Below are 23385 nucleotides of genomic sequence, written 5' to 3' on the forward strand. Positions count from 1 at the left end.
GGGGTGGCGGGCCCGGCGTCCGCCCAGCTCATGACAGGTCACGAGATCGCCGGGCCGACGCCGGCGGGTGACGCGCCCAAGGCGTCGGCGGGCGCTCAGGAAGACCGGCGGAGGCGCCGGAGGCAGGGGCGGGCAGGCGGGTCCGGCGGGTGCCGGATTCGCCCCGCAGAAAGCGGCATGCCGCTCTTTTCGGGCTACGGTGTGACAGAACGCGTGGTCGGCGGCATAGGGGTCAGCGGGGGCACCGTCCTGCCGGGCGTGACGTGTGCGGGGGCCGCCGCATCGCTGCGGGAGGCACGTTGACAGGGCGCTTTCCGCAACACGAACCGCTGGTATCCGCCATGATTAGCCACTGCACCACGGGTAACAGAACCCGAACGTAAAACTCCCCGAGGAGAGAACTGAGATGGCACTTCCCACTCTCACCCCCGAGCAGCGTCAAGCCGCTCTGGCCAAGGCCGCCGAGGCCCGTGCCGCCCGCACGGCCCTGCTGGCGAAGGTCAAGGCGGGCGAGCTGACGTTCGCTCAGCTGCTGGAGCGTGACGACGACATCGCGAAGAAGATCAAGGTGTCGCAGGCGCTGCGCGCCGTCAAGGGCGTGGGTCCGGCCAAGGCCACCGCGCTGATGGAGGAGGCGGGCGTCGACGAGAAGCGCCGCCTCGGCGGCCTGGGCGCCCAGCAGCGCAAGAAGCTGGTCGACGCGCTCGGCTAAGGCCGGGCGGCCAGGTCCGCGCGCAGCGCCGCGCGGACCGGCCGGCGACCCCTCACAGCCCGGCCACTCGCAGCCAGGCAGGGCCCGGCGAGCGGAGCCGCCCCGCTCGACCGGCGGGCGTCCCACGGAACCCCCACCCCCGGCCCGCCCAGAGGGGTCACCCCCACCCCCCACAGCACGATCCCCCAGGCCCGCAGGCCGGTCACCACCGCAACTCGGCAGAACGCGGGCGGCTCCATGACGTCGGCCCGCCAGGAGCGCACGCCGGTCAGGAGCGTAGGTAGGTCAGGACGGCGAGGACGCGGCGGTGCTGGTCGGTGTCCTCGGCGTAGAGGCCGAGCTTGTTGAAGATGCTCCTGATGTGCTTCTCCACGGCGCCGTCGCTGATCACGAGCTGCCGGCCGATCGCCGGGTTGGAGCGGCCCTCGGCCATGAGCCCGAGCACCTCGCGCTCGCGCGGCGTGAGCTGGGCCAGCGGATCGTCCTTGCGCCTGCGCACCATCAACTGGGACACCACCTGGGGATCGAAGACCGTGCCGCCCGCGGCCACCCGCCGCAGGCCCTCCAGGAACTCGTCGACGTCCACCACGCGGTCCTTCAGCAGGTAGCCCACCGCGCCCCTGGCGTCGGCCAGCAGGTCGTCGGCGTAGGAGACCTCGACGTACTGCGACAGGATCAGCACCGGCGTGCCGGGCACCCGGCGGCGGGCCTCGACGGCGGCCCGCAGCCCCTCGTCGGTGAACGACGGCGGCATGCGCACGTCGACCACCGACACGTCGGGCTCGTGCTTCGAGACCGCCTCCACGAGGGCGTCGCCGTCGCCGACGGTCGCCACCACCTCGCAACCGAACTCTTCGAGCAGCCTGACCAGGCCCTCCCTGATCAGCACCGCGTCATCGGCCACGACTACCCGCACGGAACCTCCGCCACGATCACCGTGGGCCCGCCGCCGGGCGACTGGACGGTCAGCTCACCGTCCACGGCGCGCAGCCGGTCGGCCAGCCCGGCGAGCCCATGTCCCTTGGCGACGTGTGCGCCGCCGACCCCATCATCCCCGATCGTCAGCATGAGGACGTCACCGAGCCGGACGAGCTGCACGGTGCAGACGGTCGCGCGGCTGTGCTTGGCCACGTTCGTGAGGGTCTCGGCGCAGACGAAGTAGATGGCGTTCTCGACGGCCGCCTGGTAGCGCTCCACGGTCTGCACGTCGAGGTCGACCGGGACCGTGCACCGGCCGGCCAGCGCGGCCAGCGCGGGCGCGAGGCCGCGGTCGGACAGGATGGGCGGTGCGATGCCGCGCGAGAGAGCCCGCAGCTCGTCGAGGGTCTCGCGGGTCGCGCTGATGGCCGACTTGAGCGTGGCCTGGGCCGCCTCGGGGTCCTTGGCGAGCTGCCGCTGCGCCCTGGACAGCTCCATGGCGAGCGAGACCAGCCGCTGCTGCGGCCCGTCGTGGATGTCGCGCTCCAGCTTGCGCAGCGCGTTGGCCTCGGCGGAGACGGCGGCGGCCCGGCCCTGCGCCAGGTCGTCGATGCGCTCGTGCAGCTCGGCCACGCCGGTCAGCAGCGCCCGCCCGAGCCCGGCGCGCAGGAGCGCGGCGCCGCGGATGACGAGCGGCATCAGCAGCAGGAAGAGCAGGCCGACGAGGAAGTAGAAGGCCGCGTTGACGACGTAGCCGTCGCCCAGGCCGAGCAGCTCGGGCAGCTCGACGTTCCCGGGGATGCGCGAGGTGACGATGCCGTAGAGCGGCCAGGTGAGGCCGGCGAGCGGCACCGCCCAGAACACGACGGTCAGCACGAACGCGAGGATCGCGAACGGCAGGTTGATGATGCCGTGCAGCAGGTCGAGCCAGGACTGTCCGCTCATCAAGGGGTTGACGAGGCGGCGGAAACGGCCGGCGCCCGGTGGCGCGGGCTTGTAGCGGGGCCGTACGGGCGGCCTGCGCAGCACGTCCGACAGCCAGCCCCGCTCGGCGTCCGCGAACCCGCGCGCGATCAGCAGCGTGCCGGCCAGCAGCGGCACCCCGACCCAGATGACCATCGTGCCCAGCGCGGCGGCGAAGCCGGGGAGCATGAGCACGAAGCCGATCAGGGTCGTCGGGAAGCCGACCAGTGTGTAACGGGTGTCGAGGAGGACACGCCTCGTCAGGGAGCGCATGGTGACCACGGTAGGTCGTGGGGCGGGCCCGGACGAGCGGGTGCGCCGGTGTCCCTTGGTAGGGCTGGCCCTACCCCCCGGGGTGGTGGCACGCCGACCTGAGGACTGCTGCTCGCGTCAATGTGCGCGCAGCCGTACGGCGGGAGCCTTGAGTGCGTTCGCTTCCCCATGAGATGAGGCTCCCCCATGACCGTCTTGCTGGACCGCCCGGCCGTCGCGGCACCCGCGCCGCCCGCGCCCGCGCGCCGTGACCACTTCATCGACCTGTTGCGGGTGGCCGGCATGGCGCTGGTCGTCCTCCAGCACTGGACGATCCCGGTGCTCGACTACGAGGACGGCCGGCTGACGACCGGCAACGCGCTGTCCACGCCGGGCGTGTGGGTGGTGACGTGGCTGAGCCAGGTGATGCCGCTGGTGTTCTTCGCGGGCGGCGCGGCCAACGCGATCGGCTTCGCCCGCGCGCGGCGAGCCGGGACGGCGGTGCCGGCGTGGCAGGCGGTGCGGCTGCGGCGGCTGGCCTGGCCGCTGCTGCCGCTGGCGGCGGTGTGGATCCCGCTGCCGCAACTGCTGCTCACTTTGGGCGTGCCGGCGCAGCCGCTGGAGGTGGGGGCGAGGCTGACCGGGCAGTTGTTGTGGTTCCTCGCGGTGTATCTGCTGGCGGTGGTCGCCACCCCGTACGCGCTGCGGCTGCACGAGCGCCACGGCCGGCGGGTGCCGGTCGTGCTGGCGCTCGGTGCGGTGGTGACGGACGTGGCGCGGTTCTCGACGGGGTTCGACGCAGTGGGGTACGTGAACGTGGTGTTCGTCTGGCTGGCCGTGCACCAGCTCGGCTTCTTCTACGCCGAGGGCCGGCTGCGCGGGGCGGGCCTGCTGGCGGCGGGCGGGTTCGGGGCGGCGGCGCTGCTGGTGGCGTACGGGCCGTACCCGGGCAGCATGATCGGCCTGCCCGGCGCGGAGGTGTCGAACATGGCGCCGCCCACGCTCGCCATGCTGGCGGTCGGCCTGGGCCAGATCGGGCTGGCCGTGCTGCTGCGTCCCGCCCTGATGCGGCTGCCGCTGGCCCGCCTGCTGGACTGGGCCGGGCCGCGCGTCATGACGGTGTACCTGTGGCACATGCCGGCCCTGTTCGCGGTGACCGGGGTGGTCGTGGTGCTGCTGGGCGTGGACACGCCGCGGCCGGGCAGCGTGTTGTGGTTCGCCGGGTGGCCGGTCTGGTTCGGGCTGCTGTGCCTGGTCATGTGGCCGCTGCTGAAGGGGTTCGCCCGGTTCGAGGCGCCGCCCGCGCTGCCGTACGGCACGGCCGGGCAGGGCGGCATGCTGGTGGCGTCGGGCCTGGTCGGCGCCGGGGTGCTGACGCTGACGGTGGGCGGGTTCGCGCCCGGCGCGGGACCGTTCCTGGCGGTGCTGGCGCTGCTCGCCGGTCTGCTGATGACGGCGCCGAGGCTGCGCGCGTGACGATCAGGAAACACGGATGTCATCCGCCGATCACGACAATGACGCCATGACGACGATTCGCCCTCTTGAGGACAAGGACCTGCCGGCCGTCGCCGGCATTTACGCCCACTACGTGACGGCGACCGCGGTGACGTTCGACGAGACGCCCCCTGAGCTCGCCGACTGGCGGGCCAAGGCGGCGGCCGTCGCGGCGGCGGGGCTGCCGTTCCTGGTGGCCGAGGTGGGCGGCGAGGTCGCCGGGTACGCCTACCTCGCCCAATACCGCCCGAAGCCCGCCTACCGCCACACCTTGGAGGACAGCATCTACCTGGCCCCCGAGTACACGGGCAAGGGCCTGGGCGGGCGGCTGCTGGGCGAGCTGATCGGGCGGGCCCGCGAGACGCACGCCAGGCAGCTCGTCGCAGTGATCGCGGACGCGGGCGACCCGGCGTCGGCGCGGCTGCACGAGAGGTGCGGCTTCCGCGCGGCGGGCCGGCTGAACGGGGTGGGATTCAAGCTGGGCCGCTGGGTCGACACCGCGCTCTTCCAGCTGGATCTGCGCGCCACCTGACTCACTTGGGCCCGGGGCGGTCCGACCACCCGGCAAACTTCGGCAGGATAGGGGTGTGAGCCTACTCGTTGACCGCCTGCCCGAAGACCTCGACGCCGATCCCGACGCCATCTTCGACGCGTTCGTCGCGTGGAACGCCGAGCGGGGGCTCACCCTCTATCCCGCCCAGGAAGAGGCCCTCATCGAGGTGGTCTCCGGCAACAACCTGATCCTGGCCACGCCGACGGGGTCGGGCAAGTCGCTGGTGGCGGCGGGCGCCCACTTCACGGCGCTGACGCGCGACATGCGCACGTTCTACACCGCACCGATCAAGGCCCTGGTGTCGGAGAAGTTCTTCGACCTGTGCGCCATCTTCGGCACCGAGAACGTCGGCATGATGACCGGCGACGCCAGCGTCAACCCGGGCGCGCCGATCATCTGCTGCACGGCCGAGATCCTCGCCAACGTGGCGCTGCGCGACGGCGCCGCGGCCGACATCGGCCAGGTCGTGATGGACGAGTTCCACTTCTACGCCGAGCCCGACCGCGGCTGGGCCTGGCAGGTGCCGCTGCTCGAGCTGCCCAACGTGCAGTTCGTGCTGATGTCGGCCACGCTCGGCGACGTCACGATGTTCAAGGACGACCTGACCCGCCGCACCGGGCGGGAGACCGCGGTGGTCAAGCACGCCGAGCGGCCGGTCCCGCTGGTCTACTCCTACCGCATGACGCCGCTGCACGAGACGCTCGAAGAGATGCTCAGCACCGGCCAGGCGCCCGTCTACGTCGTGCACTTCACGCAGGCCGCGGCGATGGAGCGGGCCCAGGCGCTGATGTCGATCAACATGGCGACCCGCGAGGAGAAGGACGCGATCGCCGCGATGATCGGCGGCTTCCGCTTCACCACCCGCTTCGGCCGGGCGCTGTCGCGGCTGGTGCGCCACGGCATCGGCGTCCACCACGCCGGCATGCTGCCGAAATACCGGCGCCTCGTCGAGCGGCTGGCCCAGGCCGGGCTGCTCAAGGTCATCTGCGGCACCGACACGCTGGGCGTGGGCGTCAACGTGCCGATCCGCACGGTGCTGTTCACCGCCCTGTCGAAGTACGACGGCAACAAGGTGCGCAGGCTGCGGGCCCGCGAGTTCCACCAGATCGCCGGCCGGGCCGGGCGCGCGGGCTTCGACACCATCGGCTATGTCGCCTGCCAGGCCCCCGAGCACGACATCGAGAACGCCAAGGCGCTGGCCAAGATCGGCGACGACCCCAAGCGGCGGCGCGGCTACGCCCGCAAGAAGCCGCCGGAGGGGTTCGTGGGCTGGAGCGAGGAGACGTTCGTCAAGCTCCAGGAGGCCGAGCCCGAGCCGCTCACCTCGCGCTTCAAGGTGAGCAACGCGATGCTGCTCGCGGTCATCAACCGGCCGGGCGACTGCTTCCAGGCGATGAAGCACCTGCTGACCGACAACCACGAAGACCGCAAGTGGCAGCGGCGGCACATCAGCCAGGCCATCGCGATCTACCGGTCGCTGCTGGCGGGCGGCATCGTCCAGCAGTTCCCCGAGCCCGACGAGCAGGGCCGCAGGGCCAGGCTGACGATCGAGCTGCAGGAGGACTTCGCGCTCAACCAGGCGCTGTCCACGTTCGCGCTGGCGGCGTTCGAGCTGCTCGACCGCGAGTCGCCGGCGTACGCGCTCGACATGGTCTCCATCGTCGAGTCCATCCTCGACGACCCGCGCCAGATCCTGTCGGCCCAGCTGAAGAAGGCCAGGGGCGAGGCCGTCGCGCAGATGAAGGCCGACGGCATCGAGTACGAAGAGCGCATGGAGCAGCTGGCCGAGGTCATGTACCCGATGCCGCTCGACGACCTGCTGCTCGGGGCCTACGAGACCTACCGGCGCGGGCACCCGTGGGTGGCCGACTACACGGTCAGCCCGAAGTCGGTGGTGCGCGACATGTACGAGCGGGCGATGACGTTCGCCGAGTACATCCAGTTCTACGAGCTGGCCCGCTCCGAGGGCACGGTGCTGCGCTACCTCGCCGACGCCTACCGCACGTTGTCGCGTACGGTGCCCGAGCACCTCAAGACCGACGACCTGGTCGACCTCATCGAGTGGCTGGGCGAGCTGGTGCGGCAGGTCGACTCCTCGCTGATCGACGAGTGGGAGAAGCTGACCAACCCGGCGGCGGCGCTGGAGGAGCAGCAGCAGCTCGAGGCCAAGGTGCGGCCGGTCACCGGCAACCCGCGGGCCTTCAGGGTGCTGGTGCGCAACGCGATGTTCCGGCTGGTCGAGCTGTGCGCGCTGGAGAAGGAGGAGGAGCTGGAGGAGCTGGCTCCCGACGTCGACTGGGGTGCGGCGCTCGACGCGTACTACGGCGAGCACGAGGAGATCCACACCGACGCCGACGCCCGCGGGCCCGCGCTGCTGCGCATCGAGGAGGAGAGCGGGCTGTGGAAGGTACGCCAGACGATCAAGGATCCGGCCGGCGACGGCGACTGGGGCATCGACGCCCAGGTCGATCTGGCCGCATCCGATGAGGAGGGCCGGGCGGTCCTGCACGTTCAGGGGCTCAACCGGCTGTAGAAGGGCCGGGAGATGAGAACAAGCCGTGTGCCGGAACGGACTGGCAAGGGCGCCCCGGCACCGGCCTGTCACTTTCAGTGTCGGTCGGAAAAGGTCGGGGATGTGTCATCATCATGTCCCAAGATCGAGACATTCCCCGCATCGGCCGGTCGCCGATAGTGCGATCTTCCAGGTCGGGCCGGTGATAAGGCGTGGCGGCGGCGTCACGATCCACGACAAAATGGGCCGGTGAACGACGAAGAGATCAGGCGTGTCCTCGGGCTGCTCTACCAGGACGACACGTTGCGTACGTTCGCCTCACTCGTGCTGGGGCATCCCGACGGCCACTCCCCCGAGGCGCTGCGCAAGCTGGCGGCCGGCGGGCTGGCCGCGTGCGACGAGAGCGGCAAGTGGCACGCCACCCCTGAGCGCTTCCGCGACCTGCTGCGCTCGCGCGCCGAGCCGGCCGCGCAGCTGAGCCAGGAGGAGCGGGTGCTGCGCACGTTCCTGGTGGACGGGCGGCTGACGACCCTGACGATGAGCCGCGACAAGCGGCTCATCCTGCTGCGCTACGTCTCGCGCGTCTTCGAGCCCGGCGTCCGCTACCCGGAGAAGGACGTCGACGTCGCCCTGCGCGCCTTCCACGACGACCACGCGGCGCTGCGCCGCTACCTGGTGGACGAGGGGTTGCTGTCGCGCGAGGGCAACGTGTACTGGCGCAGCGGCGGCCCCGTGGAGATCTGAGGCACCGGTCACGCGGGGTTGAGCGTGGGGCTGCCCGGCTCGATGACGAAGGAGCCGGAGGTGCGGGCCGGGGCGCCCGGCTCGGTGACGCACGGCAGCGAGCGGAAGTCGACCCGCATCTCGCGCTCAGTGATCCGGGTCCGTACGTAGCCGCGCCGGCCGTTGCAGAACGTCACGTGCGGGTTCTCCCGGAGCAGATCCGCCGTGTCGGGGTAGACGTCCATGCCGTCGCCCGCGCTCGTCACCGAGGTGGTGACCAGCTCGACGGCCACCGGCTTCGACTCGGGGTCCTGGTGGTCGCGCTTGACCTCGCCGGCCCAGTGCGAGTGCACGTCGCCGGTGAGCACGACCGCGTTGCGCTTGTAGGCGTCGATGGCGGCGGTCAGCCGGTCGCGGGAGGCGACGTAGCCGTCCCAGCCCTCGTTGGAGTAGCCCCTGCCCTCGCCGTTCGTCCAGTCCATCTCCATCAGGAAGACCTGCTGGCCGAGCAGGTCCCAGGTGGCCTCGGACCGCCTGAGCTCGCCGTCGAGCCAGGTCTCCTGCTCCTGGCCGAGGATGGTGCGGCTGGGCTCGAAGCGCTGCACGCAGCCGGGGCCGACGGTGCCGCTCCCGCCGGTGCAGGCGTACGGGTCGCGGTACTGGCGGGTGTCGAGCAGGTGCAGGTTGGCGACCCGGCCCCAGCGGATGCTGCGGTGGAGCCGCAGCGCCGCCCCGTGCGGCTTCTGGGCGCGGCGCAGCGGCATGTTCTCGTAGTACGCCTGGAAGGCGGCGGCCCGGCGGGCGAGGGAAGGCCGGTCCCCGGCCCAGGCGTTCTCGACGTCGTGGTCGTCCCACACCACCGCCCAGGGGGCGACGGCGTGGGCGAGCCGCAGATCGGGGTCGGCCTTGTGCTGGGCGTGCCGCAGCCGGTAGCCGGCCAGGTCGAGGCACTCGCCGCCGGCCTGGTCGCGTACGGGGTGGTCGTAGGCGCCGTACTCGTAGATGTAGTCGCCGAGGAAGGCGATCAGGTCGGGCTGGTCCTCGGCCATCCTGCGGTAGGCGGTGAACCAGCCCGTCTGGTAGTCGGCGCAGGACGTGAACGACAGGTTCAGCGCCCTCGACCGGGTGCCGGGCGCGGGCGCGGTGAGGGTGCGGCCGGCGGGGCTCAGCTCGGCGCCCGCCTTGAACCGGTAGAAGTACTCGGCGCCGGGTTCGAGCCCTTCGAGCTCGACGTGCACGCTGTGGGCGGACTCGGGGCGAGCGGTCGCGGTGCCGCGCCTGACGACGGTGCGGAAGTTCTCGTCCGCGGCGAGCTGCCACTGGACCGGCACCGGCCGGTCCGGCATGCCGCCGCGGCCGTCGAGCGCGACCGGGTCCACTGCCAGGCGGGTCCACAGCACGACCCCGTCAGGGGTGGGCTCGCCGGAGGCGACGCCGAGCTGGAAGGGGTCGGAGAGAGGGGCGCGCCGGGCTGCGGCGCGCGCGGGGGTGATCCCCAGCGCGGCGGACATGCCCAGGCCGACGCCCCCGGCGAGAAGAGCACGCCGGGTGATCAATGAGGGTCCTTACTCGACGGTGGCGTTGCCTGCGGCGACAGCCTGGCCGGGCCCCTGGTGCGGAAAGAGTTCTCCGAGGTACGGCTCGCTGAAGAGCTGATGAAGCTTTGCCCCGAAGCGCGGACGTGACCGGCGGGGCAAGGACGAGCGGCCCTTCACCGGTGCATCCCCACCAGGTGAACGCGACGGCCCTGCTTCACCTGCTCGACGCGCGCAGGCCACCGGCCCTCACTGAGCGCCGGCCCCACGGGGGGCGTCAGCCGCCGGAGATGTCGGACTCGGCGTCGGCGCCGGGGATCGGGCAGTCCCACGGGTCGTCCAGCCAGCCGTCGGGCAGCAGCACCTTCGACCGCTCCCCCGACTTGCCGCGCGGCGTGTCGGTGTTGAGCGGCCACGGCTGGTCGCGCTCCAGCTTCGCCAGCCCGGCGCGCAGCCCGTCGAGCGACTCGGCCGTGGCCAGCTCGCGCCGCAGCTCGCCGCCGACCGTGAACCCCTTGAGGTACCAGCCGACGTGCTTGCGGAAGTCGGCCACGGCGTAGCGCTCGATGTCGAAGCACTCCGTCAGGCCCTCGGCGTGCCGCTCCATGACGTCGGCGACCTCGCCCAGCGTCGGCGTGGCCCGCTCGGAGCTGCCGTTGAAGGCGTTGTCGAGGTCGCGGAACAACCAGGGCCGCCCCAGGCAGCCGCGCCCCACCACGACGCCGTCGCAGCCGGTGCGGGCCACCATCCTGAGCGCGTCGTCGGCGCACCAGATGTCGCCGTTGCCCAGCACGGGGATCTCCCGCACCGCCTCCTTCAGCCGGGCGATGGCCTCCCAGTCGGCGACGCCGCCGTAGTGCTGCCGGGCCGTGCGGGCGTGCAGCGCGATGGCCGCCACCCCCTCCTCGGCGGCGATCCGGCCGGCGTCGAGGTAGGTGAGGTGGTCGTCGTCGATGCCCTTGCGCATCTTCATCGTCACGGGCAGCGACCCGGCGTTCGCGACCGCCTCGCGCAGGATGCGCCGCAGCAGATTCCGCTTGTACGGCAGCGCCGACCCGCCGCCCCGCCGCGTCACCTTGGGCACCGGGCAGCCGAAGTTGAGATCGACGTGGTCGGCGAGGTCCTCCTCGGCGATCATCCGGACCGCCCGCCCGACCACGGCCGGATCGACGCCGTAGAGCTGGATGCTCCTGGGCCGCTCCGACTCGGCGAACCTGATCATCCGCAACGTCTTCGGATTGCGCTCGACCAGCGCCCGCGTGGTGATCATCTCGCACACGAACAACCCCGCGCCCTGCTCGCGGCAGAGCACGCGGAACGGCGCGTTCGTGATGCCCGCCATCGGCGCCAGCACCACCGGGGGCCACACCCCGATCGGCCCAATCTTCACCCCGTCAGTTGTAGCGCAGGTCAGGCCGTAACCGGTATTCCGCCGATAGTCTGTGATCGGCATCTTCGGTTGAGGGGGATGGATGCTTCTTCGCGTACGCCTCACGCTGCCCGACAGGCCGGGCTCGCTGGCGCAGGTGACCAGGGCCCTGGGTGCGTCGGGGGCCGACATCACCCAGGTGACCGTGCTCGAACGGGGCGACGGCCGGGCGGTCGACGACATCACGGTCTACTGCCCCGACGACACCTCCAGGCAGGAGCTGGTCAAGAGCCTCGAAAGCCTCGACGGCGTGGCCGTCGACGGCGTCTGGCCCACCCGCGAGGCGCCCGGCACCTACCCGGAGCTGGAGATACTCAAATACATCACCACGGCAGGCGACCGGGCGCTGACCACGCTGATCGACTCGCTGCCCGTGCTGTTCAGCGCCGACTGGGCGGCCACCGCCGCCGAGGGCCGCATCGTGTACGCGAGCTGGCGCGCGCCCGAGGACTTCACCGTCCCCGCCGAGACGCCCGCGCGGCCGGCGGCGCTGACCGTCGAGGGCGGCCTGCACCTGATCCACGCGCCGCTGCCGCCGCTGGCGCTCTCCCTCATCCTCGGCCGCAGCGAGGGTCCCGCCTTCCACCGCATCGAGGTCCACCGCCTCACGAGGATCCTCGAGATCTTCCTGAGCCTCCCCGCGACCGAGCGACGTGTGGCCCGCCAGCTCCGCAAGTAAGCATCCGGTCCGGAAACGCGCTATTGTTAACCACGCAACAGCGCGGAAGTGGCTCAGTGGTAGAGCATCACCTTGCCAAGGTGAGGGTCGCGGGTTCGAATCCCGTCTTCCGCTCGGAGAGGGGTTTGACTCGGTGGCGTGGCCGAGAGGCGAGGCAGCGGCCTGCAAAGCCGTCCACACGGGTTCAAATCCCGTCGCCACCTCCAAGGACGATTAGCTCAGCGGGAGAGCGCTTCCCTGACACGGAAGAGGTCACTGGTTCAATCCCAGTATCGTCCACCACCTCTCAGAAAACCCCCGGCCGCTCGGCGGCCGGGGGTTTTCTCGTGGGAGGGGCGCGTCCGCCGCGTGATCTTTCCCGCGGCGGCGGGAGGGGGATGCCCGCCGCGCGGGGTCTGTCCTGCGGCGGTGGGAGGGGGCGCCCGAGCCCACCGCATGGGGTCTCCCCCGGGGTCACTGGCCGGCGAGGCCGGTGTGGGCGACGCCGCGGATGATCTGGCGCTGGAAGAGCACGAAGACGATAAGGAGCGGCAGCCCGGCCAGCACCACCGAGGCCATGATCTGCGCGTACCGCAGGCCGAAGGTGCCCTGCACGACGTTCGCCAGGCCCACCGGGAGCGTCATCGTGTTCGGGTCGGTGGAGACGAGGAACGGCCAGAGGAAGTTGTTCCAGGTGCTGATGAACGTGAAGATCGACACCGCCGCCAGCACCGGCCGCGACAGCGGCAGCACGATGGTGAAGAACACCCGCCACCGCCCCGCCCCGTCCACGAACGCCGCCTGCTCCAGCTCCTCAGGCACGTCCTGGAAGAACTTGACCAGGATGTAGACGATCAGCGGCGCGGCCACCTGCGGCAGGATGATCGCCCACCAGGTGTCCACCAGGCCGAAGGCGACCATCTCGGCGAACAGCGGCGCGATCAGGACCTGCGGCGGCACCATGATGCCCGCCAGGATGAGGCCGAGCAGCGCCCGCCGCCCCTTGAACCGCGTGCGCGCGAACCCGTACGCCGCCATCGCCGAGAACAGCACGGTCAGGAACGTCACCGCCACCGCCGTGACCGTCGAGTTGACGGCCCATTTGACGATCCCGCCGGTGCCGAGGACCAGCTCGTACGACTCCAGCGTGAGCGTGCTGCCGAACCACTCCAGCGGCAGCTTCGTGGTCTCCGACTCCGGCTTGAGCGACGTGGCCACCGCCCACGCGATCGGGGCGAGCCACAGCACCGCCAGCACCAGCGCGGCCACCAGCAGGACGAACTGGCTGAAGCTGAACCGCTTGGTCACGACGCGACCTCCTCGCGCTTGCGGAACAGCCGGAGCTGCGCCAGGGAGACGATGACGATGAGGGCGAACAGGATGTACGACACGGCCGAGGCGTAACCGGTGCGGTAGCCGGTGAAGCCGATGTCGTAGGCGTACTCGATGATCGAACGGGTGGCGTCCTCGGGGCCGCCGCCGGTCATCAGGTAGATCTGGTCGAACACCTTCAGCGAGGCCACGAGCTGCAGCACCACGATGAGCGCGGTGGTGCGGCGGAGCATCGGCAGGGTGATCGAGCGCAGCTTGTCCCAGGCGTTGGCGCCGTCGATGGCGGCGGCCTCGTACAGGTGCTGGGGGATGGACTGCAGGGCGGCGAGATAGAGCAGGAAGTTGAAGCCCACCGTCCACCACACGGTGGTCAGCACCACCGACCACATGGCCAGCGACGGGTCGCCCAGCCACACGATGTCGGTGCCGAGCGTGCCGTTGATCAGGCCGTACTCGGGCGGGTAGATCATCTGCAGCCACAGGATCGACACCACGGCCGACGGCAGCAGGAACGGCCCGAAGAACGACAGCCGCCACAGCCACTGCATGAACCGCAGGTGGTGCACCAGCAGCGCGAGCACCAGGCCGAGCAGGACCAGCGGGATCGTGCTGAGCACGGTGAAGACGAGCGTGTTCCACAGCGAGCGCCACATGCGCGGGTCGGCGAACGCCTCGGCGTAGTTGCCGAAGCCGATGAAGTGGTCGTTGCCGCCCGCGACGTTGACGCTGGAGAAGCTCATCTGGAAGCCGAGCAGCGTCGGCCAGACCAGGAAGACCAGGTAGATCAGCAGGAACGGGGCCACGAACAGCAGGCCGTGCTCCGTCCAGCCGCGCCGGACCTTCGACTTCACGGCCGCGACGGCGGTCGCGGTGGGCGCGACGGTGGCGGTCATGAGCGCTCCTCGGCGTCCTCGGCGGGGAAGGGGTTCGGGGCCGACAGCAGCCGGTTCAGCGACGCCTTGGCGGCGGCCAGGCCCTGCTCGGGGCTGCGCTCGCCACTGATGACGGGCGAGAACGCCTCGCCGAACTCGATCCACATGCGCGAGGCCGAGCCGGCGAACCACGCCTGCGGGTCCAGCGCGACCTCCGTGATGACCGAGCGGTACTCCGACTGCGGGTCCAGCGCCAGGTAGTCGGGCTCCTCCAGCGCCGGCAGATACGCCGGCACGTGCCCGGCGACGGCCCAGTCGGCGCTGTTCTTGACCAGGTAGGCGATGAAGCGGTAGGTGGCCCGCTCGGTCTCGGGGTCCCTGCTGCGCTGGTGGGGCAGGACGAACGCATGGCAGTCGGCCTGCGCCGCGCCGCTGCCGAAGACGCTGGGGAAACGGGTCATGCTGAACGGCGTGCCGCGCTCCTTCAGCCCGGTGATCTCCCAGTCGCCGTTCCACAGGAACGCCGCCTCGCCGTTGGTGAACTTGGCGACGGAGGCGCCGTAGTCCGTACGCGGGTCGCACAGCCCTTCCTGCCCGAGCCGCTGCATCAGCCGCAGCGCGTCCAGCGCCTTGGCGTCGTCGATGGCGATCGCCGTGTTGTCGGGCGTCAGCAGCGTGCCGCCGCTCTGCCCGTAGAGCGAATACCACACCCGCCACGGGCCGACCGTGCCGAGGCCGAGCGCGTCCATGGTGAGCGGCGGTTTGCCGCCCATGGCCTCCTTGGCCTTGGCCAGCATGGCGATCAGCTCGTCCACGCCCGTGGTGGGCCGCAGCTTGCCGTCCGCGCCGAGCAGCCCGGCCTTCTCGCAGACGTCGGTGTTGTAGTACTGCACCATCGGGTGGGCGTCGAGCGGGACGGCGTACAGGACGCCGTCGAGGTGGGCCCGTTCCCAGATGGGCGGGCTGAAGTCGGCGGCCTTCAGGCCGGCCTCCTCCAGCAGTTTCGTGTCGATGGGGTCGAGGATGCGCCCGGCGCCGATGCCGGCCAGCCGGGCGAGGTGGAACGTGGCGAGGTCGGGCGAGCGTCCGCCGGCGCCGGCCATGGCGATCTTCGTGTAGTAGGGCTCGCCCCACTGGAGCACGTTCTCCTCGACGAAGACGTCGGGGTTCTCCTTGCCGAACGCGTTGACCATCCCGTTCATCGTGATGCCGTCGCTGGCGCCGAGGAAGTGCCAGTATCTGATGCGGGTCTGGGACGAGCCGAACCCCACGGGGAGCGCGCATCCCGACGCGGCGGCGGCGATCAGGGCGAGGCCGCCGCCTAGGAGGTGCCGGCGGTTGATGTGAGGGGGACCGTGCACTGGATGGCCTCTTCCTTACACCGAGCTGTGGTCGTGGAAAGAGCGGGTGAGGGCAGCAGAAGGGGCCTCCCGTCGGAGGCGGACGGGCGGCACGTCCGGATCGCGGCGGCCGCCGTGCGCACCCCGGTGTTACGCCGGGGTTACCCGAGTGTTAGCGGTAACAAGCGGCCTGTCAAGGGCCCTCAGGCAACCGCTTACCAGCTCTTGACCTGGCCTGTGATAGCGCTAACAATCGGGAGGCACGTAACGTCGCGGAAACCCAGGGAGTCTCCCCCGTGCACCACGCCAGCCTCACCCTCGACCCGGCCTTCAAGGTCGCCCCCGTGCGCCGCCGCACGTTCGGCACGTTCGTGGAGCACCTCGGGCGGTGCGTCTACACCGGCATCTACGAGCCCGGGCACCCGCTGGCCGACGACGACGGCTTCCGCCGCGACGTCCTGGAGCTGACCAGGGAGCTGGGCGTGTCCACCGTCCGCTACCCCGGCGGCAACTTCGTCTCCGGCTACCGCTGGGAGGACGGCATCGGCCCCAAGGACCGGCGGCCCCGCCGGCTCGACCTGGCCTGGCGCAGCACGGAGACCAACGAGGTGGGCGTGGACGAGTTCGTCCTGTGGTGCCGTAAGGCGGGGGTGGAGCCCATGATGGCGCTCAACCTCGGCACGCGCGGCATCGCCGAGGCGCTCGACCTGCTCGAATACTGCAACCACCCGTCCGGCACGACCCTGTCGGACCTGCGGGTGAGCCACGGCGCCAAGGAGCCGCACGGCATCAGGATGTGGTGCCTGGGCAACGAGCTGGACGGGCCCTGGCAGACCGGCCACAAGACGGCCCGCGAGTACGGCCGGCTGGCCGCCGAGACCGCCCGCGCGATGCGCATGGTGGACCCGGGGCTCGAGCTGGTGGCGTGCGGCAGTTCCAGCTCCAGCATGCCGACGTTCGGCGCGTGGGAGGCGGAGGTGCTGGAGGAGACGTACGAGCTGGTCGACTACATCTCCTGCCACGCCTACTACGAGGAGCACGGCGGCGACCTCGGCAGCTTCCTGGCCAGCGACACCGACATGCAGTACTTCATCTCCTCGGTGGTGGCCACCGCCGACCACGTCGGGGCGCGGCTGAAGTCGCGCAAGCGGATCGACCTGTCCTTCGACGAGTGGAACGTGTGGTACCAGTCCCGCTTCAGGGACGCCGGCACCCCCGACGACTGGCCGGTCGCACCGCCGCTGCTGGAGGACCACTACCACCTGGCCGACGCGGTGACGTTCGGCGGGCTGCTGATCACGCTGCTGCGCAACAGCGACCGGGTGACCGCCGCCTCGCTGGCCCAGCTCGTCAACGTGATCGCGCCCATCATGACCGAGCCGGGCGGGCGGTCCTGGCGGCAGACCACGTTCCACCCGTTCGCGCAGGCCTCCCGGTACGCGGCCGGCGACGTGCTGCGGGTGGAGCCGGTGTCGCCCCTGTACGAGACGGCGGCGTACGGGGAGGTGCCGCTGGTGCACGCGGTGGCCACGCACGACGCGGACGGCACGACGCTGTTCGCCGTCAACCGCTCGACGGACGGGCCGCTGTCGCTGGAGATCGACGCGCGGGCACTGGGCGCGGTGCGGGTCGTCGAGGCGACCACGCTGACCGACCCCGACGTCTACGCCCGCAACACCGCCGACGAGCCGGACCGGATCACGCCCAGGCCGAACCGGGACGTCGAACAGGACCCGCTGCGCGTGCTGCTGCCGCCGGTCTCCTGGAACGTGATCCGCCTGGCCTCCTGAGCGCCCGCCGCCTCAGGCGGGAAGGGGCGCAGTGGCGGACCCGTGGCGGACCCGTGGCGGACCCGAGCCGGGCCCAGGCGGGCTCAGGCGGGCTCAGGCGGCCTCGGCGGGCGCGGTGCTGTCGCGGTGCTGTCGCGGACCACCAGCTCGGGCTCGATCAGGCGGCGGCTCTCGGGCTCGGCCCCGGCCATGCGGTCGAGCAGCATGTGGAAGGCGTGCCTGCCGACCTCGCGGAAGTCCTGCCGCACGGTGGTCAGCGGTGGCCAGAAGTAGGCGGACTCGGGGATGTCGTCGAAGCCCGCCACGCTGACGTCCTCAGGCACTCGCCTGCCCGCCTCGCGCAGCGCCCGCAGCACGCCGAGCGCCATCTGGTCGTTGGCCACGAACACGGCCGTGACCTCGGCCTCCTCGGCCAGGCGGCGGCCGAGCTGATAGCCGGATCTGGCGCTCCAGTCGCCGCGCAGCACCTCGGGCACCGGCCGCCCGGCCGCCTCCAGCACGCCGCGCCAGCCGTCGATGCGGCCGTTGGCGTCGAGCCAGTCGGCCGGGCCCGCGACGTGCCACACCGTGCGGTGGCCGAGGTCGAGCAGGTGGCGGGTGACGCGGGCGGCGCCGGCGACCTGGTCGACCTTCGCCACCGGGACGGGGATGTCGTCGGCGGCGTCGACCGCGACGACCGGCATCTCGGGCGGCAGGTCGCGCAGCCCGTCGGCGGCCGACTCGTGCGGCGCGACGATGATCACGCCGTCGACCGCCTGGGTGCGCAGCCGCTGCACGCCCTCCTCCATGGAGGTGCGGTTGAGCGAGCTGAGGCTGGCGATGGAGACGTTGTAGCCGGCGTGGCGGGCGGCCTGCTCGATGCAGTAGAGCGTGGTGGCCGGGCCGTAGAGCGTGGTGTCGATGCTGACCACGCCGAGCACACCTGAGCGTCCTGTGACGAGCTGGCGGGCCGCCTGGTTGGGGCGGTAGTCCAGCTCGCGTACGGCGGCCAGGACGCGGGCCCTGGTCTCGGCGCGTACGCGGTCGGGTGTGTTGAGCACCCGTGAGACGGTCATGGTGGAGACACCGGCGAGCACGGCGACGTCCATGAGCACCGCAGGCCGGCCGGGTTTGGATTTCACCACGGCTCACCCCCCTTAGCGGTAACGCTAACAGGCGGAACGCGCGAACGCGCGAACGCATCCTCCGCGTCATGAGGGGGTCCTATCCCGCTCCGCCGGGCGTTCTCAGCTAACTACCAGGAACGGAGAGTAACCTGCGTCGGCATGGATGCGCCAAGGAGGACGAACAATGTGCTGGTCACGGCCCTGAGGCGCGGTGCGCGACGCCGCGGCGAGAGCTCCGGCCCTGTCTGCGGCCCTGTCTGCGGCCCTGTCTGCGGCCCTGTCTGCGGCCCTGTCTGCGGCCGGGGGTGCGGCAGATGAGGATCCGCTACCTCATGCTGGACGCGTACGGCATGGGCGGCACGGTCAAGACCGTGATCAGCCAGGCGAACGCGATGGCCGCCGCCGGGCACGACGTCGAGCTGGTCAGCCTCGTACGCCGCCGCGAGCGGCCGCACTTCGCCGTCGATCCGCGGATCACCGTCACCACGCTGGTGGACCAGCGCGGCGGCCGGGCGCCGGACTCGCTGGCCCGGCGGGCCTGGCGGCGGGTGCGCGGGAAGGTGGTGCCGCGCGGCGAGTTCGCGGCCGGCTACTTCACCGAGCGGGTCGAGTGGGCGGCGATGGAGTACTGCGCGGGGCTGCGCGATGGCATCCTCGTCACCAGCCGGCCCGCGCTCAGCCTGATCGCCGCCCGCCGCGCCCGCAAGCCGGTGATCAAGGTCGCCCAGGAGCACATGAACCTGTCGGCCTATCCCGAGACGATCCGCGGGGAGATCGCCCGCCACTACGCCGCCTTCGACGCGATCGCCGTGCTGACCAAGGCGAACCTGCGGGACTTCCGGCGTCTGCTGCCGACCACCCCGGTCGTGCGGATCCCCAACGCCGTGCCGACCGCGAAGCGTGCGCCATCGCGCCAGAGCGCGCCGGTCGTGGTGGCGGCCGGGCGGCTGGTGCCGCAGAAGGGGTTCGACCTGCTGATCAAGGCGTTCGCGCAGGTGGCGGCCGAGCATCAGGAGTGGCGGCTGTCGATCTTCGGCACCGGGCCGCGCCAGGGCGAGCTGGCGGGCCTGATCGAGCAGCACGGGCTGGCCGAGCACGTGTCGCTGGCGGGGCGTACCGGGCGGATGGACAAGGAGCTGGCCGGCGCCTCGGTCTACGCGGTCAGCTCCCGGTACGAGGGGCTGCCGATGACGATGATCGAGGCGATGGCGCACGGGCTGCCCGTCGCGGCCTTCGACTGCCCCACCGGGCCGGGTGACGTGCTGACCGACGGGGTGGACGGCCTGCTGGTGCCGCCCGAGGACGTGGACGCGCTGGCCGAGGCGCTGCGCCGGCTGATCGCCGACCGGGAGCTGCGGGTGAGCATGGGGAAGGCGGCCCGGCGGACCGCGCGGGCGTACGCGGCCGAGCACGTGATGCCGGTGTGGGAGGACCTGTTCGCGGAGCTGGTGGCGGGCGAGCGAATCGGCGACACCTTCTGGCCGGCCCACTGACCCGCCTCCGGCAAAAGATTTACCTCCCAGATTTCCCGGAAAAATCGGGGTTTCTGGATACGTCTGTCTAAAACGTCTCCCATTTCGGCAAAAGCAGGCCCAAGAGGGCGGCACTCTGGGCCGCATGCGTGACCGGAAAGCTTTTCTGACTGCCATGGCAGGCGCACTTGCCCTGGTCACAGGGCTCACGGCGCCGGCCCAGGCCACCACGACCACCGCCGCACCCGCCTCTCCCGCCGTCCGCCAGGACGCTCCCGCCGTGTACGGGCGGGCCGCGTACCTGATGGACGCGAGCTCCGGCGACGTGCTGCTCGACAAGGCCGGCGGAGAGCGCATGCCGATCGCCAGCCTCACGAAGACCATGACCGCGTACGTGGTGCTGAAGACCGCCAAGCCCACCGACGTCGTACGGATCAAGGCGGCGGACGTCGCGTACGCGGAGGACGGCGGCGGCACCACCGCGGACCTGCGCCCCGGCGACCGCATCACGGTCGGCGAGCTGCTGTACGGCCTGATGCTGCCCTCGGGCGCGGACGCCGCCCACGCGCTGGCCCGCACGTACGGACCGGGCGTGAAGGGCTTCGTCGCCAAGATGAACGCGACCGCCCGCGAGCTGGGCATGAACGACACCGAGTACGTCAACGCCGACGGCCTGCCCACCCCGGCGGGCGACGGATATTCCACCGCCAGGGACCAGGCCGTGCTGGCCGCCGCCGCGCTGAAGGTGCCGCTCATCAAGGAGGTCGCCGGGACCCGCCGGCACCATCTCGACGGCACCGGCGAGCACCGCTCGTACGTCTGGCGCAACACCAACCGCCTCATCGGCACCTCGGACGCGATCGGGCTCAAGACGGGGTTCACCCGGGCGGCGGGCTACTGTCTGGCGTTCGCGAGCGAGCGCGACGGCCGGCCGCTGGTGGGCGTGCTGCTCGGCGAGTCGAGCTCGAGCCGCCGCTTCGGCACCGCCGAGGAGCTGCTGACCTGGGGCGCCGCCCAGCAGCGCGCCTGAGTCTCAGCGCACGCCGCGGGGCCGGAACTGGATGCTGATGCGGGGCCCCGCGGGGCGGCCCGTCTTGGGGATGGCGTGCTCCCACGTGCGCTGGCAGCTGCCGCCCATCACGATGAGGTCGCCGTGGCCGAGGTCGTGGCGGATGGAGGGGCCGCCGCCGCGCGGGCGGAGCATGAGCGAGCGCGGGTCGCCGACCGACAGGATCGCGACCATGGTGTCCTCGGTGCTGCCCCGGCCGATGGTGTCGCCGTGCCAGGCCACGCTGTCGCGGCCGTCGCGGTAGAAGCAGAGCCCGGCGGTGCGGAACGGCTCGCCCAGCTCATCGCCGTAGTGGGCGTCGAGTGCGCGCCTGGCGTCGTCGAGCACGGGGTCGGGCAGGGTGTCGCCCTCGCCGTAGAACGCGAGCAGGCGCGGCACGTCGACCACTCGGTCGTACATGCGGCGCCGCTCGGCCTGCCAGGGCACCTGTTCGGCCAGCCGCTCGAACAGCGTGTCGGCGCCGCTCAGCCAGCCGGGCCGCAGGTCGATCCAGGCGCCGTGGCCGAGGTGGGTGCGGCGGACCGAGCCCGCCAGGGGGCCCAGCCCGAGCTCCTCGTCGAAGCCGAGCAAAGATGCTTGGAACGCGGCTGTCATGGTGCCGAGTGTATGCCATTGTTCAAACACGCATTCGACTTGGGCGGAAGTGCCGTACGCGGGGGCGCCGAGGTGTCACGCTGGAAGCCGCCGGATATGAGTGGCATCGCCCCTTCGAGACCACAGCCGAGGCGCGGAGGCCACCCACCGCTCTCCCCCCATGCGAAGGAGCAGGCCATGCTCACCACCGCCTACCTGCCTGGCGCCCCCTCCTGGCTCGACGTCACCACCCCCGACCTGGAGGCGTCCACCGCCTTCTACACCGGCCTGTTCGGCTGGGACTCCGTGTCGCTGGGCCCCGCCCACTCGGACTACCGCTTCTGCCAGGCCGGCGGGCGCACCGTGGCCGGCATCAGCCCGCACCTGCCGCCGGGCGGCCAGGCGGCCTGGCTGACCTACTTCCACACCCCCGAGGCCGACGCCGTCGCCAAGCGGGTCGAGCAGGCCGGGGGCAGGCTGCTGGCCGCGCCGCGGGACATCGAGGGGCAGGGGCGGATGGCGGTGTTCGCCGACCCGGCGGGCGCGTCGTTCGCCGTCTGGCAGCCGGGCGGCACCCCAGGGCTCGGGCTGGTCACCGAGCAGGGGTCGCTGTGCTGGGTCGAGCTGTTCACGCCCGACCCGGGCGGGGTCAGGGGCTTCTACCGGGCCGTGTTCGGCTGGCGGATCGAGGACCTGCCGATGGGCGGGGAGACCTATCCGGTGATCACGCCGGCCGAGGGTGACGAGTCGGCGTCCGTCGCGGGCATCGTCCGGCTGCCGGAGGGCGAGCGTGCGCACTGGCTGCCGTACTTCGAGGTGCCCGACTGCGACGCGACGGCGGCGCTGGCGCAGCGGCTCGGCGGCACGCTGCGGGGGCCCGCGACGACCACGGAAGGGGTCGGGCGGATGGCGTTCGCCGCCGACCCGTTCGGCGCCGCGTTCGCGGTGATCACCAGCTCCGCCTGACCGGCGTCAGAGCGGGCGGCGGCCGGCGAAGCCCAGCTCCGTACGGTGATACCAGCCCAGCTCGCGCTCGCCCTCGATCCAGCACAGCCGCGCCGAGACACCGTCGAGCACGGCGGGGAAGTCGACGAGCACGGGCGCGATGCCCTTGACCTCGATGCCCTGCTCGCTCCAGCCGCTGACGATCTCCTCGATGCGCGCCTGCAGCCCCTTCAGCTCGGGCAGCCCGCCCCGCTCCGACCTGCTGCCCGAGCGGCGGGCGAAGTCGATCTCGGCCAGGTCGGCGCGGGCGGCGATGACCTCGGCGGCGTCGTGGATGACGCCGGGGAGCAGCGCGCGGGCCTCGTCGAGGGTGAAGAGCCGGTCCATGCCCGACAACGTTAGCGGTTGGGCTCGTAGGCGTGGATGAGCAGGCGTTCGGCCTCGTCGAGATAGCTGTCGAGGTAGGCGGCGGCCTCGTCGGGCCGCCCCGACTCGATGAGGCCGAGCAGGACGTGGTTGCGCTCGACGAACGGCTCGTGGAAGGCGCGCGGGTTCTCCATCACGTGGAAGACGAGCCGCAGCTCGGCGAAGAGCTGGCGCATGGCCTCGTCGATCCTGGGGCTCTCGTTGAGTGAGACCAGCGCCTGGTGGAAGCGGATGTTGGCGGTGCCGACGCCCTGCCAGTCGTCCTGCGCGACCGCGCGCTCGGCGTCCTGGAGCGACTCCTTGATCAGGGCCAGCGCGCGGTCGGACGGCGGGCGGCGCACGGCGGCGCCTTCGAGCACGCGGCGGACGCGGTAGAGGTCGGAGACGTCCTCGGCGGACGGGAGCCGGACGAAGACGCCCCTGTTGAGGCGGTGGTCGAGCAGGCGTTCGTGGCCGAGCAGCCGGAACGCCTCGCGCAGCGTGTTGCGTGAGACGCCGAGCGCCTCGGAGATCGACTCCTCCGACAGGCGCTGGCCGGGCTGGAAGAAGCCCTCGCTGATGCGGTCACGCAGGATGTCGGCCACCCGCTCGGCCGTGCTGCTGCGTCCCAGACGGGGCCGGTCCTGGGAGAGATCAGCAACCACGTTATCCACATTTGACAGATAATCATGGAGCAAACCTCTTGTCGAATTGTTCAACGATCCTTACGTT

At 71.6% G+C, this 23385-nt stretch carries 21 protein-coding genes and 3 tRNA genes; 13 read left to right on the plus strand and 11 right to left on the minus strand.

Going from position 1 to position 23385, the window contains the following annotated elements:
• Positions 1–406 precede the first annotated feature (406 nt).
• Positions 407–712, plus strand: coding sequence for an integration host factor, actinobacterial type (gene mihF, locus AB0K12_RS06280; protein ID WP_043641121.1), 306 nt, complete (start codon positions 407–409; stop codon positions 710–712).
• A gap of 268 nt (positions 713–980) precedes the next feature.
• Here the strand turns inward: mihF and AB0K12_RS06285 are convergent, their stop codons facing one another.
• Entirely contained in the window at positions 981–1628 is a 648-nt protein-coding gene (locus tag AB0K12_RS06285; RefSeq protein WP_364556092.1) for a response regulator transcription factor, read from the minus strand.
• Positions 1619–2866, minus strand: coding sequence for a sensor domain-containing protein (locus AB0K12_RS06290; protein ID WP_364556094.1), 1248 nt, complete (start codon positions 2864–2866; stop codon positions 1619–1621). The genes AB0K12_RS06285 and AB0K12_RS06290 overlap by 10 nt, the downstream gene beginning before the upstream one ends.
• 186 nt (positions 2867–3052) lie before the next feature.
• Here AB0K12_RS06290 and AB0K12_RS06295 point away from each other — a divergent pair, with 186 nt between their 5' ends.
• From AB0K12_RS06295 to AB0K12_RS06310, 4 genes are all read left to right on the plus strand, one after another.
• A complete protein-coding gene (locus AB0K12_RS06295) occupies positions 3053–4321 on the plus strand; it encodes an acyltransferase (protein WP_364556096.1) in 1269 nt (422 codons plus the stop codon).
• Positions 4322–4367: 46 nt separating this feature from the next.
• A complete protein-coding gene (locus tag AB0K12_RS06300) occupies positions 4368–4871 on the plus strand; it encodes an N-acetyltransferase family protein (RefSeq protein WP_364556098.1) in 504 nt (167 codons plus the stop codon).
• A gap of 55 nt (positions 4872–4926) precedes the next feature.
• A complete protein-coding gene (locus tag AB0K12_RS06305) occupies positions 4927–7425 on the plus strand; it encodes a DUF3516 domain-containing protein (protein WP_364556100.1) in 2499 nt (832 codons plus the stop codon).
• A gap of 228 nt (positions 7426–7653) precedes the next feature.
• Complete coding sequence (locus AB0K12_RS06310) at positions 7654–8148, plus strand: DUF2087 domain-containing protein (protein ID WP_364556102.1); 495 nt, start codon at positions 7654–7656, stop codon at positions 8146–8148.
• Between the two features lie 8 nt (positions 8149–8156).
• Here AB0K12_RS06310 and AB0K12_RS06315 read toward each other — a convergent pair whose 3' ends face one another.
• Together AB0K12_RS06315 and dusB are read right to left on the minus strand one after the other, a co-directional pair.
• A complete protein-coding gene (locus tag AB0K12_RS06315; RefSeq protein ID WP_364556104.1) occupies positions 8157–9683 on the minus strand; it encodes an alkaline phosphatase D family protein in 1527 nt (508 codons plus the stop codon).
• A gap of 256 nt (positions 9684–9939) precedes the next feature.
• Positions 9940–11052, minus strand: a complete 1113-nt coding sequence (gene dusB / locus AB0K12_RS06320) for a tRNA dihydrouridine synthase DusB (protein ID WP_364556106.1) — start codon at positions 11050–11052, stop codon at positions 9940–9942.
• A gap of 82 nt (positions 11053–11134) precedes the next feature.
• Between dusB and AB0K12_RS06325 the strand changes: the two genes are divergently transcribed.
• The 4 genes from AB0K12_RS06325 (at position 11135) to AB0K12_RS06340 (ending at position 12052) form a co-directional block, all read left to right on the plus strand.
• Positions 11135–11770, plus strand: coding sequence for an ACT domain-containing protein (locus tag AB0K12_RS06325; protein WP_364556108.1), 636 nt, complete (start codon positions 11135–11137; stop codon positions 11768–11770).
• Between the two features lie 42 nt (positions 11771–11812).
• Positions 11813–11884: transfer RNA gene (locus AB0K12_RS06330), tRNA-Gly, on the plus strand.
• A gap of 18 nt (positions 11885–11902) precedes the next feature.
• A tRNA-Cys gene (locus tag AB0K12_RS06335) sits at positions 11903–11976 on the plus strand.
• 1 nt (position 11977) lies between these two features.
• Positions 11978–12052, plus strand: a tRNA-Val gene (locus AB0K12_RS06340).
• A gap of 171 nt (positions 12053–12223) precedes the next feature.
• On the opposite strand, the gene AB0K12_RS06345 is transcribed toward AB0K12_RS06340, so the two are convergent.
• Genes AB0K12_RS06345 through AB0K12_RS06355 form a run of 3 tightly spaced genes read right to left on the minus strand, consistent with a single transcriptional unit; the run spans position 12224 to position 15314 of the window.
• Positions 12224–13057, minus strand: coding sequence for a carbohydrate ABC transporter permease (locus AB0K12_RS06345; RefSeq protein WP_364556110.1), 834 nt, complete (start codon positions 13055–13057; stop codon positions 12224–12226).
• On the minus strand, positions 13054–13974 hold the full coding sequence (locus AB0K12_RS06350) for a sugar ABC transporter permease (RefSeq protein ID WP_364556111.1): 921 nt from the start codon (positions 13972–13974) through the stop codon (positions 13054–13056). The genes AB0K12_RS06345 and AB0K12_RS06350 overlap by 4 nt, the downstream gene beginning before the upstream one ends.
• Positions 13971–15314, minus strand: a complete 1344-nt coding sequence (locus tag AB0K12_RS06355) for an extracellular solute-binding protein (RefSeq protein ID WP_364556113.1) — start codon at positions 15312–15314, stop codon at positions 13971–13973. Before AB0K12_RS06355 ends, AB0K12_RS06350 begins: the two co-directional genes overlap by 4 nt.
• Before the next feature lie 275 nt (positions 15315–15589).
• Here AB0K12_RS06355 and AB0K12_RS06360 point away from each other — a divergent pair, with 275 nt between their 5' ends.
• Complete coding sequence (locus AB0K12_RS06360) at positions 15590–17083, plus strand: alpha-N-arabinofuranosidase (RefSeq protein WP_364556114.1); 1494 nt, start codon at positions 15590–15592, stop codon at positions 17081–17083.
• Between the two features lie 83 nt (positions 17084–17166).
• Here AB0K12_RS06360 and AB0K12_RS06365 read toward each other — a convergent pair whose 3' ends face one another.
• Positions 17167–18207 carry a LacI family DNA-binding transcriptional regulator gene (locus AB0K12_RS06365; protein WP_364556116.1) on the minus strand — a complete coding sequence of 347 codons (1041 nt, stop codon included), beginning with the start codon at positions 18205–18207 and terminating at the stop codon, positions 17167–17169.
• 296 nt (positions 18208–18503) lie between these two features.
• On the opposite strand from AB0K12_RS06365, the gene AB0K12_RS06370 reads away from it, so the two are divergent.
• Together AB0K12_RS06370 and AB0K12_RS06375 are read left to right on the plus strand one after the other, a co-directional pair.
• The gene (locus AB0K12_RS06370) at positions 18504–19682 is read left to right on the plus strand and encodes a glycosyltransferase family 4 protein (protein WP_364556118.1); all 1179 of its coding nucleotides are present in this window, start codon (positions 18504–18506) and stop codon (positions 19680–19682) included.
• A gap of 154 nt (positions 19683–19836) precedes the next feature.
• A complete protein-coding gene (locus tag AB0K12_RS06375) occupies positions 19837–20691 on the plus strand; it encodes a serine hydrolase (protein ID WP_364556120.1) in 855 nt (284 codons plus the stop codon).
• Positions 20692–20694: 3 nt separating this feature from the next.
• On the opposite strand, the gene AB0K12_RS06380 is transcribed toward AB0K12_RS06375, so the two are convergent.
• Positions 20695–21324 carry an alpha-ketoglutarate-dependent dioxygenase AlkB gene (locus tag AB0K12_RS06380; protein ID WP_364556122.1) on the minus strand — a complete coding sequence of 210 codons (630 nt, stop codon included), beginning with the start codon at positions 21322–21324 and terminating at the stop codon, positions 20695–20697.
• 177 nt (positions 21325–21501) lie between these two features.
• Here AB0K12_RS06380 and AB0K12_RS06385 point away from each other — a divergent pair, with 177 nt between their 5' ends.
• Entirely contained in the window at positions 21502–22269 is a 768-nt protein-coding gene (locus tag AB0K12_RS06385) for a VOC family protein (RefSeq protein ID WP_364556124.1), read from the plus strand.
• 6 nt (positions 22270–22275) lie between these two features.
• On the opposite strand, the gene AB0K12_RS06390 is transcribed toward AB0K12_RS06385, so the two are convergent.
• Positions 22276–22635, minus strand: coding sequence for a DUF2203 domain-containing protein (locus AB0K12_RS06390; protein WP_364556126.1), 360 nt, complete (start codon positions 22633–22635; stop codon positions 22276–22278).
• An 11-nt stretch (positions 22636–22646) separates the two neighbouring features.
• Positions 22647–23318 carry a GntR family transcriptional regulator gene (locus AB0K12_RS06395; protein WP_364556128.1) on the minus strand — a complete coding sequence of 224 codons (672 nt, stop codon included), beginning with the start codon at positions 23316–23318 and terminating at the stop codon, positions 22647–22649.
• Positions 23319–23385 lie beyond the last annotated feature (67 nt).

The sequence above is a fragment of the Nonomuraea sp. NPDC049419 genome, assembly GCF_040676995.1.
In the GTDB taxonomy this organism is placed as follows: domain Bacteria; phylum Actinomycetota; class Actinomycetes; order Streptosporangiales; family Streptosporangiaceae; genus Nonomuraea; species Nonomuraea salmonea.

Excerpts from the sequence above, each read along its gene's own strand:
- mihF (WP_043641121.1), top strand. The coding sequence starts at position 407 with ATGGCACTTCCCACTCTCACCCCCGAGCAGCGTCAAGCCGCTCTGGCC.
- AB0K12_RS06290 (WP_364556094.1), bottom strand. The coding sequence starts at position 2,866 with ATGCGCTCCCTGACGAGGCGTGTCCTCCTCGACACCCGTTACACACTG.
- AB0K12_RS06295 (WP_364556096.1), top strand. The coding sequence starts at position 3,053 with ATGACCGTCTTGCTGGACCGCCCGGCCGTCGCGGCACCCGCGCCGCCC.
- AB0K12_RS06300 (WP_364556098.1), top strand. The coding sequence starts at position 4,368 with ATGACGACGATTCGCCCTCTTGAGGACAAGGACCTGCCGGCCGTCGCC.
- AB0K12_RS06325 (WP_364556108.1), top strand. The coding sequence starts at position 11,135 with ATGCTTCTTCGCGTACGCCTCACGCTGCCCGACAGGCCGGGCTCGCTG.
- AB0K12_RS06350 (WP_364556111.1), bottom strand. The coding sequence starts at position 13,974 with ATGACCGCCACCGTCGCGCCCACCGCGACCGCCGTCGCGGCCGTGAAG.
- AB0K12_RS06370 (WP_364556118.1), top strand. The coding sequence starts at position 18,504 with ATGAGGATCCGCTACCTCATGCTGGACGCGTACGGCATGGGCGGCACG.
- AB0K12_RS06375 (WP_364556120.1), top strand. The coding sequence starts at position 19,837 with ATGGCAGGCGCACTTGCCCTGGTCACAGGGCTCACGGCGCCGGCCCAG.
- AB0K12_RS06380 (WP_364556122.1), bottom strand. The coding sequence starts at position 21,324 with ATGACAGCCGCGTTCCAAGCATCTTTGCTCGGCTTCGACGAGGAGCTC.
- AB0K12_RS06385 (WP_364556124.1), top strand. The coding sequence starts at position 21,502 with ATGCTCACCACCGCCTACCTGCCTGGCGCCCCCTCCTGGCTCGACGTC.
- AB0K12_RS06390 (WP_364556126.1), bottom strand. The coding sequence starts at position 22,635 with ATGGACCGGCTCTTCACCCTCGACGAGGCCCGCGCGCTGCTCCCCGGC.